Origin of the sequence: Rhodanobacter panaciterrae, from assembly GCF_014651895.1 — a bacterium.
In the GTDB taxonomy this organism is placed as follows: Bacteria; Pseudomonadota; Gammaproteobacteria; order Xanthomonadales; family Rhodanobacteraceae; genus Rhodanobacter; species Rhodanobacter panaciterrae.
On record NZ_BMXT01000001.1, the window covers coordinates 1,763,936 to 1,779,703 of the forward strand.

A 15,768-nucleotide genomic window follows, 5' to 3' on the forward strand; every position below is an offset into this window, starting at 1 on the left:
AATAAGAATTGTTCGCATTGTAGCCCTTTGCCCGCTCCGCTGCATCAGGCCAAGTGCCGACGATGGGCAGCGTTTATCATGGCGCTATTTGCGGGGACGACCGATGACCGATTTCATCCTGAGCGAACGCCGCGGCGCGGTGGCCTGGCTCACCCTGAACCGCCCGCAGATCCACAACGCGTTCGACGACACTCTGATCGCCGAGCTCACCGATGCGCTGGCCACAGTCGATGCCGACCCCGTCGTGCGCGCGGTAGTGCTGAGCGGCAACGGCAGCTGTTTCTCCGCCGGCGCCGACCTCAACTGGATGCGCGGCATGGCCGCCGCCACCGAGCAGGAAAACCGCAAGGATTCACTGCGCCTGGCGCGGCTGATGCGTAATCTGCAGTTCCTGTCCAAGCCCACCATCGCGCGGGTCAACGGCGCCGCCTACGGCGGCGGCGTGGGCTTGGTCGCCTGCTGCGATATCGCGATCGGCGTCGACAGCGCCAAGTTCGCGCTGTCGGAAGTGAAGCTGGGGCTGGTGCCGGCGGTGATCTCGCCGTACGTGATTGCCGCGATCGGGCTGCGCGAAGCGCGCCGGCTGTTCCTCACCGGCGAGGTGTTCGACGCCGCCGTCGCCGCACGCATCGGCCTGCTGCACGCTGTGGTGTCGGGCACCGAACTGGACGAAGCGATCGAACGCCAGTTGTACCTGTTGGCCAAGGCCGGCCCGCTGGCGCAGCGCGAGGCGAAACAGCTGGCCTTGCGCATCGGCGGCGCCGATCTGGCGCAGGCTGAGCGTATCGACACGGCCAATGCCGAACTGATCGCCCGGTTGCGCGTTTCCGAAGAAGGCCAGCATGGCCTCGGTGCATTTCTCGACAAGCGCGCACCGGCGTGGGTCGGCGGGAGCGCCGCATGAACGAACACATCATCAATCTCGACCAGCTCGAACTGCAGTCGGTCGAACCCGCCATGACGCCCACCGGCAAGAACGCCGCGGACTACGACATCCGTTGGTACGAGATCGCCAGTCGGATCGGCGCCCGCAAGCTCGGCTACAACCTCACCGTGGTGGCGCCGGGCAAGCGCAACTGCCCGTTCCACAACCATCGCGTGGAAGAAGAGATGTTCTTCATCCTCGAAGGCAGCGGCGAATTGCGCTACGGCGATAAGCGTCATCCACTGCGCGCCGGCGACATCATCGCCTGCCCGCCCGGCGGCCCGGAAACCGCGCACCAGATCATCAACACCGGCAGCGTCGAACTGCGCTATCTCGCCGTCGGCACCAACGAAGCCCCTGACATCTGCGAATACCCGGACTCCGGCAAGTACCTCGTTTTCGACGACAACCTGCGTGATGCCGATGGCAAGCCACGGAGATTCCGGGTACTGGGGCGGCAGGCCGAATCGCTCGATTACTGGGACGGCGAATAGCCCCGACGCGCGTTGCCATGCTGCGCCGCGCATCGGCGGAAACACCGCAATCTGTTAGTTTTACTGGCTTTGCATCGACACGAACGGTTCCAGGAATCTGCATGTTCGAACGCGTACTGATAGCCAACCGCGGCGAGATCGCCTGCCGTGTGATCCGCACCTGCCGTCGACTCGGCATCCACACTATCGCGGTGTACTCCGAAGCCGATCGCGATGCGCAGCACGTGCGACTGGCTGATGAAGCGTGGCCGATCGGTGGTCCGCGCCCGGCCGATTCATACCTGCGTGGCGATGTCATTCTCGAGGTGGCGAAGAAAGCCGGCGCACAGGCGATTCACCCGGGCTACGGCTTCCTGTCGGAAAACACCGGCTTTGCACGCGCCTGCAGGCAGGCCGGCATCGCGTTCATCGGTCCGAAGCCGGAGAGCATCGACGCGATGGGTTCCAAGGCCGCCGCCAAGGCGTTGATGGAACAGCACACCGTGCCGCTGGTGCCGGGCTATCACGGCGAGAACCAGGATGCCGCCTTCCTTGCCGAACAGGCAGCGAAGACCGGCTTCCCGCTGATGATCAAGGCCGCCTCCGGTGGTGGCGGCAAGGGCATGCGCATCGTGCGCAACGCTGGCGAGTTCGCCGACGCGCTCGCTTCGGCACAACGCGAAGCCACCAGTTCCTTCGGCGATGCCCGGGTAATTCTCGAACGCTACGTCGAGCATCCACGGCATATCGAATTCCAGGTGTTCGGCGATACCCACGGCAACGTGATCCATCTCAACGAGCGCGAATGCTCGGCGCAGCGCCGCTACCAGAAGGTGCTGGAGGAAACGCCCTCACCGTTCCTCGATGAGTCGCGCCGCAAGGCGATGGGCGAAGCGGCCGTCGCCGCGGCGAAAGCGGTCGACTACGTCGGCGCCGGCACGGTGGAATTCATCGTCGCGCAGAGTGGCGAGTTCTTCTTCATGGAGATGAACACGCGCCTGCAGGTCGAGCATCCAGTGACCGAGCTGACGCTGGGACTCGATCTGGTCGAATGGCAGCTGCGTGTTGCCGCCGGCCAGCCGCTGCCGTTGCGCCAGGATCAGGTCCACGCGCATGGCCACGCGATCGAGGTGCGCCTGTATGCGGAAGACCCGGACCAGAACTTCCTGCCCGGTTCCGGCAAGCTGCTCACGTTGCGCCTGCCTGCGCCGTCGCCGCACGTGCGCCTCGACGGCGGCGTGATCGAAGGCGACACGGTGACGATTTTCTACGACCCGATGATCGCCAAGCTGATCGTGTTCGATGCCACCCGCGAGCAGGCCTTGCAGCGGCTGCGTGAGGCGTTGGCGGCATGCGAAATTATCGGGCCGAAATCGAATATCGGTTTTCTCGAACGACTCACCCGTCATCCGGCCGTGGTCGAAGGCCGCATCGACACCGGCTATCTGGATCGCCACCTGGAAGAATTCCTGGTCGGCGAGGTGGTACCGACGGATCAAGCCCTGTTCGCCGCAGCCACCGCTGCCCTGCTCCATGACGAGCTGAGCATCAACACCAGCGCGGCCGACCCGCATTCGCCGTGGGCGCGAGCCGACGCCTGGCGCATCGGCCATGCTGGTAAGCGCATCATTGCGCTGACCTTGCGCGAACAGCGTTACGACATCGAGGCACACGGCCATGACGGCAGCTATCAGTTGCGTCACGGCGAGGCGGTTTGCGAGGTACGCGGCGCACGCCTGCTCGACGACAACCTGAGCGCACGCTTCGACAGTGAATCGCTGCGCGTACCGCTGCGCACCGATGCAGCTCACGTGCTGCTGCACGACGCTCATGGCCAGCGCTACAGTTTCGCCCGCGCCGCCGCGTTCGCCTGGGAATCGAAGGATGCCGCCGGCGGCAACCAGATCATCGCGCCGATGCCCGGCCGCATCGTGCTGGTCAAGACCAAGGCGGGCGACGTCGTGGAGCAAGGCCAGGAACTGCTGGTGATGGAAGCGATGAAGATGGAGCTGGCCTTGAAGGCACCTCGTGCCGGCACCATCGAAAGCATCAACGCCACGCAGGGCGAATTCGTCGAGGCCGACGCCGTGCTGGTGCGTTTCGCCGACGCTTGATTTTAACCGCCGTCATTCCGGCGAAAGCCTGAATCCAGTGACTCCGCAAGGCCACACAGGCGCTGGATGACCAGCTTCGCTGTTGTAAAACGCTTCCGGCTTTCGCCGGGATGACGACACTTCTCCCGGAGTCATGCATGAACGCTTCTAATCACGTCCGCATCGTCGAAGTCGGCGCCCGCGACGGCCTGCAGAACGAGAAGACGCTGCTGCCGGCTGATGTGAAGATCGCGCTGATCGATCGGTTGTCTTCGACGGGACTCAAGACGATCGAGGCGACCAGCTTCGTCAGCCCGAAGTGGGTGCCGCAACTGGCCGATGCCGCCGAAGTCTTCGCGGGCATCCGCAAGGTGCCCGGCGTGAGTTACCCGGTGCTGGTGCCGAACCTGCAGGGCTATCAGCGAGCACGCGAAGTCGGCGCCACCGAGATCGCGGTGTTCACCGCTGCCTCGGAGGCCTTCAGCCGCAAGAACACGAATGCCTCGATCGACGAATCGATCGAGCGCTTCATCCCTGTGATCGAACAGGCGCAGGCCGACGAGGTCAAGGTGCGCGGCTATGTCTCCACCGTGCTCGGGTGCCCGTATCAGGGCGAGGTGCCGGTCAGCGACGTGGTGCACGTCGCCAAGCGCCTGTACGAACTGGGCTGCTACGAAATTTCGCTGGGCGACACCATCGGCGTCGGCACGCCGGCGAAGGCGCGCGCGATGCTGCATGCGGTCGCGCAGGAAGTGCCGATCGGCGCGCTGGCGGTGCATTTCCACGACACCTACGGCCAGGCGCTGGCGAACATCCTCGCCTGCCTGGAAGAAGGCGCGCGCGTGGTCGACAGCTCGGTCTCCGGCACCGGCGGCTGCCCGTACGCGAAAGGTGCCACCGGCAACGTCGCCAGCGAGGACGTGGTCTACATGCTGCACGGCATGGGCATGAACACCGGCATCGACCTCGACCTGCTGGTCGCCACCGGTGCGTGGCTCGCCGGACAGCTGCACAAGGACACCGCCAGCCGGGTCACCCGCGCACGCACCGCAGCGGCCTGAGCATCTCGCCGAAACCCGCACGCGATCGCTATCATCGGGTTTCGACTGACGGGGTGAAGCGATGCGTGCAAACCTGACGACGTGGTGGCGACATGCGGCGGCACTACTCCTCTTGTTGTGCGCGCTGCCTACGCTGGCCGCCACGCCGAAAGGCGACTGGCTGCTGCTGCCCGAACGCGTGTGGACCGGCGATGGCGATGCCGCACATCGTGGCTGGGCGGTATTGGTGCACGACGGCGTGATCGCCGCCGCAGGCCCCGTCGCCTCGGTGCATGCACCGGCCGGCACGCAGCGCGTCGAACTGCCCGGTGCCACGCTCACGCCAGGCCTGATCGACCTGCACTCGCACCTGTTCCTGCATCCATACAACGAGACGTTGTGGAACGACCAGGTGCTGACCGAGCCGCAGGACTACCGCACGCTGGAAGCCGCCGCGCACGCGAAGTCCACCCTGCTGGCCGGCTTCACCACCTTGCGCGACTTGGGCACCGAAGGCGCCGGCTACGCCGACGTATCGGTGAAGCGCGCGATCGCGGAAGGACTGATTCCCGGCCCGCGCCTGTTCGTGGCGACCCGTGCGATCGTCGCCACCGCCAGTTATGGTCCCGGCCCGCGCGGCTTCCGCCCGGATCTCGACCTGCCCGGTGGCGCACAGGAAGTCAGCGGCGTCGATGCCGCGATGGCGGCCGTGCGCGAGCAGGCTGCTCGCGGTGCCGACTGGATCAAGATCTATGGCGACTATCGCGTCGGGCCCGACGGCAGCACCGCACCCACCTTCACGCCGGCGGAGCTGAAGGCGCTGGTCGACACCGCGCACCAGATCGGTCGTCCGGTCGCCGTGCATGCGGCCAGCGACGCCGGTGTACGTATGGCGGTCGAAGCTGGTGTGGACAGTGTGGAGCACGGTTACGGCGCCAGCGAGGCCACCTTCAAGCTGCTCAAGCAACACGGCACCGCCTACGAGCCGACGCTTACCGCGGTCGAGTCCACCGCCGAATATTTCGAGCATTACGTACCGGGCAAGAGTGAGCCGACGGCACGCATGCGCGAGGCTGAACGCGCGTTCCGCACCGCGTTGAAACTGGGCGTGACGATCGGCAATGGCAGCGACGTCGGCGTGTTCGCGCATGGCGAGAACTGGCGCGAATCCGCCGCGATGGTCGCCGATGGCATGACGCCGGCGCAGGCACTCCATGCAGCCACCGACGTGGCGGCGAAGATCCTGCGCCAGTCGGAGCATTTCGGCCGCATCGCACCGGGCCTGGCTGCCGACCTCGCGGCGTTCAGCGGCGACCCCAGCACGCAGATCGACGACCTCGCCCATCCGGTCTTCGTGATGAAGAACGGCATCTCTTACCGCAGCCCCGCAGCCACCCCATGAACGAGACGTTTCATATCCGCCCGATCGAGCCGCGCGACAACACGGCGATGGCCGCGATCATCCGCAGCGTGATGCCCGAATTCGGCGCCGACGGTCCCGGCTTCGCGATCCACGATGCCGAGGTGGACACCATGTACGAGGCCTACGCGCAGCCACGATCCAGCTACTTCGTGGTCGAGCGCGAGGGCGTGGTGATTGGTGGCGGCGGTATCGCGCCGCTGGAGAACGCCGAGCCCGACGTATGCGAACTGCGCAAGATGTACTTCCTGCCGCAGGCACGCGGCATCGGTGCCGGCAGCGCGATGATGCAGCGCTGCCTCGACGCGGCGCGCACGCACGGTTTTCGTCGCTGCTATCTGGAAACGCTGACCGGCATGGACGCGGCGCAGGCGTTGTACGCACGCAGCGGCTTCACTCCGTTGTGTGCGCCGATGGGTGGCACCGGCCATTTCAGCTGCGACCGTTTCTTCATCCGCGATCTGTGAGTACGCCATGAGCAATCACGACCCGCGCATCGACGCCTATATCGCCAAATCGGCCGAGTTCGCCAAGCCGATCCTCGAACACCTCCGCGCGGTGGTGCATGCCGCCTGCCCCAAGGTCGAGGAAAGCCAGAAATGGAGCATGCCGTTCTTCAGCTACAACGGCGCGCCGATGTGCATGATGGCGGCGTTCAAGCAGCACTGCGGCTTTGGCTTCTGGCTGTCCAGGCAAGTCGTGGGCGACGCGGCCGAAGACGGCATGGGCCAGTTCGGCAAGCTCGCTACGCTGAAGGATCTGCCGTCCAAAAAGGAACTTACCGCCCATATCAAGAAAGCGATGGCATTGAACGAAGCCGGCGTGAAACTGGCACGCCAGAAAGCCGCCGCGAAGCCCATGCCGACCTTGCCGGACGATCTCGCCGCCCTACTCGCACAGAAGAAACATGCAGCCGCGCGCAAGACCTATGCAGGCTTCAGCCCCAGTGCGCAGCGCGAATACGTCGACTGGATCGGCGAGGCGAAGACCGACGCCACCCGCCAGAAGCGCATCGCCACCACACTGGAATGGCTGGCCGAAGGCAAGCCACGCAACTGGAAATATCTGGCGTGCTGAAACCCATGATCCGTATCGCCCACAACGAAGACGCTGCTGCCATTCACGCGATCTACGCACCCTCGATCACCGACGGCGTGGCCACCTTCGAAACGGAACTGCCCGGCGTGGCAGCGATGCGCGAGCGCATCCATGCCCGGCTGCAGTATTACCCGTGGCTGGTATGGGAAGAAGATGGTGCCGTGCTGGCCTATGCCTATGCCGGCCGCTTCCGCGAACGCGCCGCCTACGACTGGATTGCCGAAACCTCGATCTACGTACGTGCCGATGCTCACCGTCGTGGCATCGCGCGCCGGCTCTACGGTGTACTACTGGACACGATGCGATTGCAGGGCATCAACCAGGCCGTCGGTGTGATCACTCTTCCCGGTACGGTCAGCGTGGCGATGCACGAAGCGATGGGGTTCAGCGCCGCGGGCGTGTGGCGCCAATGCGGCTACAAACTCGGGCAATGGTGGGACGTCGGCGTATGGCAGAAGGAACTGCAACCTGCAGCATCTCCGCCGCAACCGGTAATACCTTTCCCGGCAATGGTCGAGTCAACTGATCTGCAGCGCTTGCTGGCCGCTCCGCCGGGTTGATCCCTGAAAAGGACAGGCCCGCCGTTGGCGGGCCTGTCGTCAACACTCACCGTACGGGCGAGATCGCACGTTCACGCATCAATGATTCGCAAGGATGCTCGCGATGATGCCGGTGGTGATGGCGACCAGCAGGAAGTCGCCGTTGTCGCTGCGCACATAACGATAGCCGCGCGGCGGCTGGCGCAAGTTCTGGCCGCGCCAGTCGGTCACCACATAGGAACCGCCACGGTACTCGGTTGGCACATAGCCGCCCCGCCTGTACCAGCCTTCGTGACGACCGCGGTCGTACATGCCGCTATAGTTCCCACCATGGCCGTGATTACCCCGATTTCGGCCGTGATTACGCTGATCCTGGTACTGGCCGTGATTGCCCTGGTCCTGATGCTGGTCGTGATTACCCCGATCCTGCCCCTGATCCTGACGCTGCTGATCGCGATAGTCCTGATCCAACGGTTGCGCCACCGCGGCCGCGGAAAACATCAACAATGCGCCACAGACCACCCACATATTCCGCTGCTTGCTCATGACTCTTCACCTCTTGGAATGACGAGAACCGGAGAGCGGTTCTTGCCGCGACGCGTTCGGAGAATTCCGAGGGTTGGCGATCCCGAAGGATCGCCAACCCTGCCAGCACTATCAGCGCTGAGAACCCCTGCCCGCGTGAATGTTTCCGTGAAGTGATTTCACATCCGGGTTTCGGTATCAGTGCGAAAGCAGGATGTCGGCGATGACGCCGCTGGCGATTGCCACCAGCAGGAACTGGCCGTCGTCACCACGCACATAGCGATAGCCATACGGCGGCTGGCGCAGGTGATAGGTCTGCCAGTCATCGACCACGTAGCGACGGTCACGGTATTCGACCGGAACGTACCCGCCACGCTTGTACCAGCCCTCGTGCCGGCCGCGGTCGTGACTCACGTAATAGCCGCGGCGATCGTCACGGTCGTAGCGAACCTGGCGATCCCGATCATGGCCACGGTCGCCGTGATCGTTCCACTCGCGGTCATGCCCACGGTCGCCGTGATCATGTTTATCCCTGTCGTCGTGCTTGCCATGGTTGCCGTTGTCGTGATCACCATGCCAGCTCTGGTCATCCTGCTGGCCGCGATCGTCATGCTGCGGCGCCGGGCTGGCCGCCGCCGCGGTCGCAGCACACAGCAGGCCGCCAGCAAGCAGAATCAGGTACCTTTTCATGACGTGTCTCCTTGGAACTTGTGGCACAAGTGGAGGAACCCGGGCCGAGCTGCCCATCAGCACGGCTCCGTAGCTAAAGCCTAGCAAGACTTCCTGAACGGCGCCGGTCAAACGATCCGCCAGGCTGAACGCCACCCTAGCCCTTGCGGATCGGCGACCCGGATCACAGTGGATAGGCGGCTCCGCTACTATGTGCGTTTTTCGGCATCCGGATACTTCCATGCAGCTCAATCAGGTCAAGGCGATCATCACCGGCGGCGCCTCCGGTCTCGGCCACGCGGTGGCGCAGCACCTCGTCGCGAACGGCGGCAAGGTCGCGCTGTTCGACGTCAACGAGGAGAAGGGTCAGGCCGCCGCGAAGGAACTGGGCGATGCCGCACGCTTCTTCCGCACCGACGTCACCTCCGAGGACGGCGTGGTCGCGAATGTGGCCGCCGCACACGCGGCGATGGGTGGCCTCAACGTGGTGATGAATTGCGCCGGCATCCTCGGCGCCGGTCGCGTGCTGGGCAAGGACGGCGCGATGCCGTTGAACACTTTCGCCACCACCGTGATGGTGAACCTGGTCGGCAGCTTCAACGTGGCCAAGGCCGGTGCCGCGCTGATGCAGGGCAACGAGGCCGGAGAGGACGGCGAGCGCGGCGTGATCATCAACACCGCCAGCGTCGCTGCCTACGAAGGTCAGATCGGCCAGGCCGCCTATTCCGCATCCAAAGGCGGCGTGGTTGGCATGACCCTGCCGATGGCGCGCGAGCTTTCGCGCTTCGGCATCCGTGTGGCGACGATCGCGCCGGGCATCTTCTGGACTCCGATGGTCGACGGCATGTCGGAAGCCGTGCAGCAGTCGCTGTCCGCCTCGATTCCGTTCCCGGCACGTCTGGGCAAGCCGGACGAATTCGCTTCGACCGTTGCCTTCATCCTCGGCAATCGCTACATCAACGGCGAGACGATCCGCCTCGATGGCGCGGTACGGCTGCAGCCGAAGTAATCCTCCCGCCTCCCATTCCACTCCATACGAATCCATCGCATGAAAGCTTCCGACGTCAAGAAAGGCAACGTGGTCGAACACGACGGCACCGTGTATCAGGTGCGCGACATCGAACGCAGCTCGCCGAGCGCGCGTGGCGGCAACGTCACCTTCCGCTTCACCCTGTATTCGATCCCGGGCGGACGCAAGTTCGACCTCAGCCTGCGCGCCGACGATGAGTTGCGCGAGATGGACCTGGTGCGCCGCGCGGCGAACTTCTCGTACATGGACGACGGCGCCTTCGTGTTCATGGATGCCGAGGATTACACCCAGTACCTGCTCTCGCCCGAGCTGGTCGGCGACAACGCTGGCTATATCGTCGAAGGCATCGAGGGTTACTACGTGCAGGTGATCGACGAGGCGCCGGTCGGCCTGCAGGTGCCGAGCAGCGTGATCCTGACCGTGGTCGACACCGCGCCGGAAATGAAAGGCTCCAGCGCCACCAAGCGCAACAAGCCGGCCAAGCTCAACACCGGCATCGAAGTGCAGGTGCCCGAGTACATCAGCAACGACGAGAAGGTGTGGGTTAACACGCTCACTGGCGAGTTTGCCGGCAGAGCCTGAGGGCAGGCATTAAGTGGAGAGAAGTGAGAAACGGGTAAAGGCTTGCCGCATTCCACCGCCGCTTCTCTCTCACTTCTCACTCCTCTGAACTCAGTCCCGCTCCATGGACGAGTGGAGAGGAGTGAGATGAGAAACGAGTGGTTTTGTCATACTCGACTCTCACTCCCCTCGATCCACGTCTCGCCTATGCCATCCAGCGACTATTCGCTACGTGCCCATGCGATCGAAAGCCTGACCGCGATCAAGCGGCCGGACGTGCCGTTGCGGGTGGTGCTGCGCAATACCGCAGCGGTGATACTCCCGCTCGGCATCGGTCTGGCCATGGGCTATCCGCAGATCGGACTGGGCGTGGCGGCTGGCGCGCTGGACACGATGTTCTCCGATCAACCCGGCCCGTATCGGCAGCGCCTGCGCCAACTGCTGCTGGCATCGTTGGCTGCCGGCCTCGCCGCGCTGGTGGGCTTCCTGATCGGCGGCCACTTGCTGCCGATCCTGATCGCCACTGCCGCCTGCGGTTTCTTCGGCGGCCTGCTGGTGGTGTTCGGCGTCGATACCGCACGGGTCGGCATGACCAGCATGATCCTGCTGGTGATCACCGCGTCGACGCCGACTTCGTTGCACGGGGCCCTCGGCGGCGCCGCGCTGATCTTCAGCGGCGGCCTGCTGCTCACCGTGTTCTCGCTGGCCGCATGGCCACTGCAACGCTACTGGCCCGAACGACAGGCGCTGGCGAACGTGTACACCGGCCTCGCCGCGCTGGCCAGACAACAGGCGCATGACGACACCGATGTGCCGGCGCTGACCGAGGCGATGACCACGTTGCAGCAGACCCTGCTGGGTCGTCACCGCGCCCACGGTCGCGCGATGGAAGCGTTCGGCGTGCTGCTGGAGCTGGCCGAACGGATCCGGCTGGAGCTCACCGCGATGTCCGAGCTGCACGCCGATCCGACCACCCATGCGATGTTCCGCGACGACGCCGCGCGCGTGCTGGCGGCGATTGCCCATGCGCTGGAGCAAGGCGAGTCGCCGGAACAGGCCAACCGCGCGCTGCAGACCCTGCGCGCCAGCGAACAGGCGCTGTTCGACAGCAACAGCCCAGCCGGCGGCCTGGCCGCGCACATCCATGCCCTCGCCGGCCAGTTGGCCGCGGCGGTGCGCAACGCCGACTGGGCTGGCAGCCGCGGCGAACTGCGCGCCAGCGCGGCGGAAACCCGTCTGCCCAAAGCGCTGCGCAGCGCTTCCACTTGGGCCACCTTGCGCGCCAACCTCACGCCACGCTCGGTGGCCTTCCGCCACGCCGTGCGCATGGCGGTCTGCCTCAGTGCCGCCTTGTGGATCTCGCGTCTGCTGCAGCTGCCGCATGGCTACTGGCTGCCGATGACGGCGGCGATCGTGCTGCGGCCGGACTTCGCCGCCACTTTCAATTTCGGCCTGCTGCGCGTGCTCGGCACCGTGCTCGGACTGGTACTCACCACCGTGCTGCTGCACATCACGCCGAACGAGCCGTGGGCGCATCTGGCGCTGATGGCGCTGCTTTGCATGGCGTTCCGCTACCTGGCCACCGCGCACTATGGCATCGCGGTAGCGGCGCTGACCGGCACCGTGGTGATCCTGCTTTCGTTCGAGGGCGTCAATTCCGGCGCAGCGGTGTCGGATCGGGTGATCAACACGGCACTCGGCTGTGGCATGGCCCTGCTCGCCTACGTGGCATGGCCGACCTGGGAACGCGGCCGCGCGCGCGCGGCGCTGGCGGTGATGCTCGATGCCTATGCCAGCTATCTGCACGCCATGGCGCAACCCGGGCAAGCCGGCGCCCAGCGCGACACCCGCACTGCAGCCCGCACCGCGCGCACCAACGCGCAGGCCTCGATCGATCGGATGCGCACCGAACCGGCCACTCCCACCGAGTTGTTGACGCTCGCCCGTGCCCTGTTCGCCAACGGCAACCGGCTGGCGCGCACCGCGATGACACTGGAGGCCTTGCTCGACGACCTCGCCACGCTACCAGCGCAGGCCGAGATCAACCGATTCATCGAGTACACCGCGGAAGCCCTGCGGACCATCGCCACAGCCCTGCGCGAACAGTGCGCCATCGGCCCACTGCCCGACCTGCGCAACATGCAGCGCACCCTGGTCGGCATGACGCAGAGTGCCGAAGACCATGCCACCGCCGAGCTGCTGACGCGGATCAGCGATCGGCTGGTCGACAACATCAACACGTTGGCCCACGTGACGAACCGCAGTCGACAGGAGCTTGTGGGTGCCATGGATCAGCCCGCGGGGTAACTCGACCCGGGCCATGTGCAAGCGCAACGCGACGTCACTGCACAGAGGTTTTACACTGCGTGGATGCTCAAGATCGATACCCACGCGCACATCCTGCCCCGTGACTGGCCGAATCTGGCAGCCAAGTACGGCGACGACCGCTTTCCAGTGATGACGCATACCGACGGGCGTCATCGAATCTACAAGGACAGCAAGTTCTTCCGCGAAGTGTGGGACTCGGCGTTCGATCCGCAGACGCGCATCGACGACTACGCCCGCTTCGGCGTCGACGTGCAGGTGATTTCCACCGTGCCGGTGCTGTTCTCGTACTGGGCGCCCGGCCATCAGGCACTCGAGCTGCATCGCCACTTGAACGATCACATGGCCGGCATGTGCCGTGACTATCCGCGTCACTACGCCGGCATCGGCACCGTGCCGCTGCAGGCACCGAAGCTGGCGATCCGCGAACTGGAACGCTGCATCGACGAGCTCGGCCTGCAGGGCGTGCAGATCGGCTCGCATTGCGGCGAGTGGAACCTGGATGCGCCGGAACTGTTCCCGTTCTTCGAGGCGGCCGCCGATCTCGGCGCAGCGGTGCTGGTGCATCCGTGGGACATGATGGGCACGGACAGCATGCCGAAGTACTGGATGCCGTGGCTGGTCGGCATGCCGGCCGAGCAGACCCGCGCCGCGTGCTGCCTCGCCTTTGGCGGCGTGCTGGAGCGGCTGCCGAAACTGCGCGTGATGCTGGCGCATGGCGGCGGCAGCTTCCCATCGACAATCGGTCGCATCGAGCACGGCTTCAAGATGCGCCCCGACCTGGTCGCCACCGACAACCCGCGCAACCCGCGCGAGTACCTCAAGCGCTTCTATTTCGACTCCTGCGTGCACGACGATCTGGCGTTGCGCTATCTGCTGGATGTGACGGGCGTCGAGCAGGTGATGCTTGGCACCGACTATCCTTTCCCGCTGGGCGAACAGGAACCCGGCAGCGGCATCGAGGCACTGGGCCTGAACGACATCGAGCGTGCCCGGCTGTTCCACGGCACCGCGCTGGAATGGCTGGGCCTGCCCCGTCACCGCTTCGCCCCCGACGTCATCTCCAAGGAGTCAGCATGAGTTTTCTGCGCAGCACCGCAACGATCGCGATCACCCTTACCGCCACCCTGCTGCTGGCCAGCCACGTCCAGGCCACCGAGGTCACCATGGCCGACGGCAGCGTCCACTTCAACGCACCGGACAACTGGCTCGGCATCATGGAAACCCAGGGCGACCCCGAAGCGAAAGTATTCCAGGTGCCTGACCCCTCACCCACCGGCAAAAACAGTCTCGCCCGCGTCACCGTGACGGTGAAACTCGCAGACGACGTCAACAGCTTCAATCAATACCGGAGCGAGGCCACCGCGAAGGCGATGGCGCTGCCCGGTTACAAGGCGGGCGCCGTGCCGCCGGCGCCGAACAGCAACGTCTATACCGCGCAGGAAAACGCCACCGAGTTCAGTTACATCGAACACTACTGGTTCAAGAACGGCCATGCGATCCAGCTGCGCTGCGTGCGCCCCAGCCAGAGCCAGGCCGGCGCCGCGTGGAAGGCCGAATTCGACAAGGGTTGCGAGGCGATCGCGGCGCAGCTGAAGTAGACCGTCATTGCTCCCTCCCCTGCTCGCAGGGGAGGGCTGGGGAGGGGTTGCTCTTGCGTCTAGGAGTTTCAGATCAAGAGCTTTACCCTCTCCCAACCTCCCCCTGCAAGCAGGGGGAGGAGTCAACATCTCAAAGAGATCGCCGATGTCCCCACGCTTTGAAGCCAACCTCGACTGGGCTCATGCCCAGGACGCTGCCGATCCGCTGCGCGCGTTCCGCGACGAGTTCCTGATCCCGCCGCACGAAGGTCACGACAGCCAGCCGTCAGACAGTGTGTACTTCTGCGGCAACTCGCTGGGCCTGCAGCCGCGCGCCGTGCGCGAGGCAGTCAACGCGGAACTCGACTATTGGGGCGAGCTTGGCGTGGAAGGCCATTTCAAGGGCCGCCTCCCGTGGATGGACTACCACGAATTCGTGCGCGACGACCTCGCCGCCGTGGTCGGCGCGCTGCCCAGCGAAGTGGTGACGATGAATACGCTGGGCGTGAACCTGCACCTTATGATGGTGAGCTTCTACTGCCCCACGCCCGATCGCCACGCGATCCTGATCGAGGCCGGCGCGTTCCCCACCGACCGTTACGCGGTCGAATCGCAGATCCGCTTCCACGGTTTCAGCCCCACACTTTCGCTGATCGAACTGCAGAGCGACGAGCCCAACGGCACGATTTCGATGGCGGCGGTCGAACGCGCACTGGCCGAACACGGTTCGCGCATCGCGCTGGTGATACTGCCCGGCGTGCAGTACCGCACCGGCCAGGCACTCGATCTCAAGGCGATCACCGAACTCGCGCATAAACATGGCTGCACGGTGGGCTTCGACCTCGCCCACGCCGTCGGCAACCTGCCGCTGCAACTGCACGACAGCGGCACGGATTTCGCGATCTGGTGCAGCTACAAATACCTCAACAGCGGCCCCGGAGCAGTCGGCGGCGCCTTCGTGCACGAACGTCACGCGCGTGCCCATTTGCCGCGCTTCGCTGGTTGGTGGGGCCACGACAAGAGCACCCGCTTCCAGATGGGGCCCGAGTTCGTGCCAACTGCCGGTGCGGATGGCTGGCAGCTGTCCAACCCGCCGATCCTGGCGCTGGCGCCGCTGCGCGTATCGCTGCAGATCTTCCAACGTGCCGGCATGCCGGCGCTGCGCGAAAAGTCGCTCAAGCTCACCGGCTATCTGGAATGGCTGGTGCAAACCCAGCTAGCCGATGTGCTGCAGGTGGTGACGCCGGCCGAACCGGAGCGGCGCGGCGCCCAGCTGTCGATCCGCGTGATCGGCGGCCGCGCGCGCGGCCGCGCGCTGTTCGAGTATTTGATGGAACACGGCATCATCGGCGACTGGCGCGAACCCGACGTGATCCGCATCTCGCCCGTGCCGCTATACAACCGCTTTGCGGATTGCCTGGCGTTTGCCGAGGTAGCACGCCATTGGCATGATGGCCGATAAAAGCCTATCCAAAGAACCTTCGAAGCGC

General features: G+C 65.1%; 16 protein-coding genes. 14 read left to right on the forward strand and 2 right to left on the reverse strand.

Annotated elements, in window-relative coordinates; genetic code table 11:
- The first annotated feature begins 103 nt into the window (after positions 1-103).
- The 8 genes from IE071_RS08165 (at position 104) to IE071_RS08200 (ending at position 7,609) form a co-directional block, all read left to right on the forward strand.
- Positions 104-904: an enoyl-CoA hydratase/isomerase family protein gene (locus tag IE071_RS08165; protein WP_189440591.1), complete on the forward strand. Its 801-nt coding sequence runs from the start codon at positions 104-106 to the stop codon at positions 902-904.
- On the forward strand, positions 901-1,419 hold the full coding sequence (locus tag IE071_RS08170) for a cupin domain-containing protein (protein WP_189440592.1): 519 nt from the start codon (positions 901-903) through the stop codon (positions 1,417-1,419). Before IE071_RS08165 ends, IE071_RS08170 begins: the two co-directional genes overlap by 4 nt.
- 101 nt (positions 1,420-1,520) lie before the next feature.
- Complete coding sequence (locus IE071_RS08175) at positions 1,521-3,512, forward strand: acetyl/propionyl/methylcrotonyl-CoA carboxylase subunit alpha (RefSeq protein WP_189440593.1); 1,992 nt, start codon at positions 1,521-1,523, stop codon at positions 3,510-3,512.
- 137 nt (positions 3,513-3,649) lie between these two features.
- Positions 3,650-4,552, forward strand: a complete 903-nt coding sequence (locus IE071_RS08180) for a hydroxymethylglutaryl-CoA lyase (protein WP_189440594.1) — start codon at positions 3,650-3,652, stop codon at positions 4,550-4,552.
- Between the two features lie 61 nt (positions 4,553-4,613).
- Positions 4,614-5,933: a metal-dependent hydrolase family protein gene (locus IE071_RS08185; protein ID WP_189440595.1), complete on the forward strand. Its 1,320-nt coding sequence runs from the start codon at positions 4,614-4,616 to the stop codon at positions 5,931-5,933.
- Positions 5,930-6,418, forward strand: a complete 489-nt coding sequence (locus tag IE071_RS08190; protein WP_189440596.1) for a GNAT family N-acetyltransferase — start codon at positions 5,930-5,932, stop codon at positions 6,416-6,418. Before IE071_RS08185 ends, IE071_RS08190 begins: the two co-directional genes overlap by 4 nt.
- Before the next feature lie 7 nt (positions 6,419-6,425).
- The gene (locus IE071_RS08195; RefSeq protein WP_189440597.1) at positions 6,426-7,028 is read left to right on the forward strand and encodes a YdeI/OmpD-associated family protein; all 603 of its coding nucleotides are present in this window, start codon (positions 6,426-6,428) and stop codon (positions 7,026-7,028) included.
- 5 nt (positions 7,029-7,033) lie between these two features.
- Positions 7,034-7,609 (forward strand): GNAT family N-acetyltransferase, encoded by a 576-nt coding sequence (locus tag IE071_RS08200; RefSeq protein WP_189440598.1) that lies wholly within the window; start codon positions 7,034-7,036, stop codon positions 7,607-7,609.
- Positions 7,610-7,687: 78 nt separating this feature from the next.
- Here IE071_RS08200 and IE071_RS08205 read toward each other — a convergent pair whose 3' ends face one another.
- Both IE071_RS08205 and IE071_RS08210 read right to left on the reverse strand, forming a co-directional pair.
- Positions 7,688-8,134, reverse strand: a complete 447-nt coding sequence (locus IE071_RS08205; protein ID WP_189440599.1) for an RcnB family protein — start codon at positions 8,132-8,134, stop codon at positions 7,688-7,690.
- Between the two features lie 177 nt (positions 8,135-8,311).
- Positions 8,312-8,803 (reverse strand): RcnB family protein, encoded by a 492-nt coding sequence (locus IE071_RS08210; protein WP_189440600.1) that lies wholly within the window; start codon positions 8,801-8,803, stop codon positions 8,312-8,314.
- A gap of 220 nt (positions 8,804-9,023) precedes the next feature.
- Here IE071_RS08210 and IE071_RS08215 point away from each other — a divergent pair, with 220 nt between their 5' ends.
- The 6 genes from IE071_RS08215 (at position 9,024) to kynU (ending at position 15,740) form a co-directional block, all read left to right on the forward strand.
- Positions 9,024-9,791, forward strand: a complete 768-nt coding sequence (locus IE071_RS08215) for an SDR family NAD(P)-dependent oxidoreductase (protein ID WP_189440601.1) — start codon at positions 9,024-9,026, stop codon at positions 9,789-9,791.
- 39 nt (positions 9,792-9,830) lie between these two features.
- A complete protein-coding gene (efpL, locus tag IE071_RS08220; protein WP_189440602.1) occupies positions 9,831-10,394 on the forward strand; it encodes an elongation factor P-like protein EfpL in 564 nt (187 codons plus the stop codon).
- Positions 10,395-10,580: 186 nt separating this feature from the next.
- On the forward strand, positions 10,581-12,680 hold the full coding sequence (locus IE071_RS08225) for an FUSC family protein (protein ID WP_189440603.1): 2,100 nt from the start codon (positions 10,581-10,583) through the stop codon (positions 12,678-12,680).
- Positions 12,681-12,743: 63 nt separating this feature from the next.
- The gene (locus IE071_RS08230; protein WP_189440604.1) at positions 12,744-13,778 is read left to right on the forward strand and encodes an amidohydrolase family protein; all 1,035 of its coding nucleotides are present in this window, start codon (positions 12,744-12,746) and stop codon (positions 13,776-13,778) included.
- Positions 13,775-14,299, forward strand: coding sequence for a hypothetical protein (locus IE071_RS08235; RefSeq protein ID WP_189440605.1), 525 nt, complete (start codon positions 13,775-13,777; stop codon positions 14,297-14,299). The genes IE071_RS08230 and IE071_RS08235 overlap by 4 nt, the downstream gene beginning before the upstream one ends.
- Before the next feature lie 145 nt (positions 14,300-14,444).
- Positions 14,445-15,740 carry a kynureninase gene (gene kynU, locus IE071_RS08240; RefSeq protein WP_189440606.1) on the forward strand — a complete coding sequence of 432 codons (1,296 nt, stop codon included), beginning with the start codon at positions 14,445-14,447 and terminating at the stop codon, positions 15,738-15,740.
- Positions 15,741-15,768: the final 28 nt, after the last annotated feature.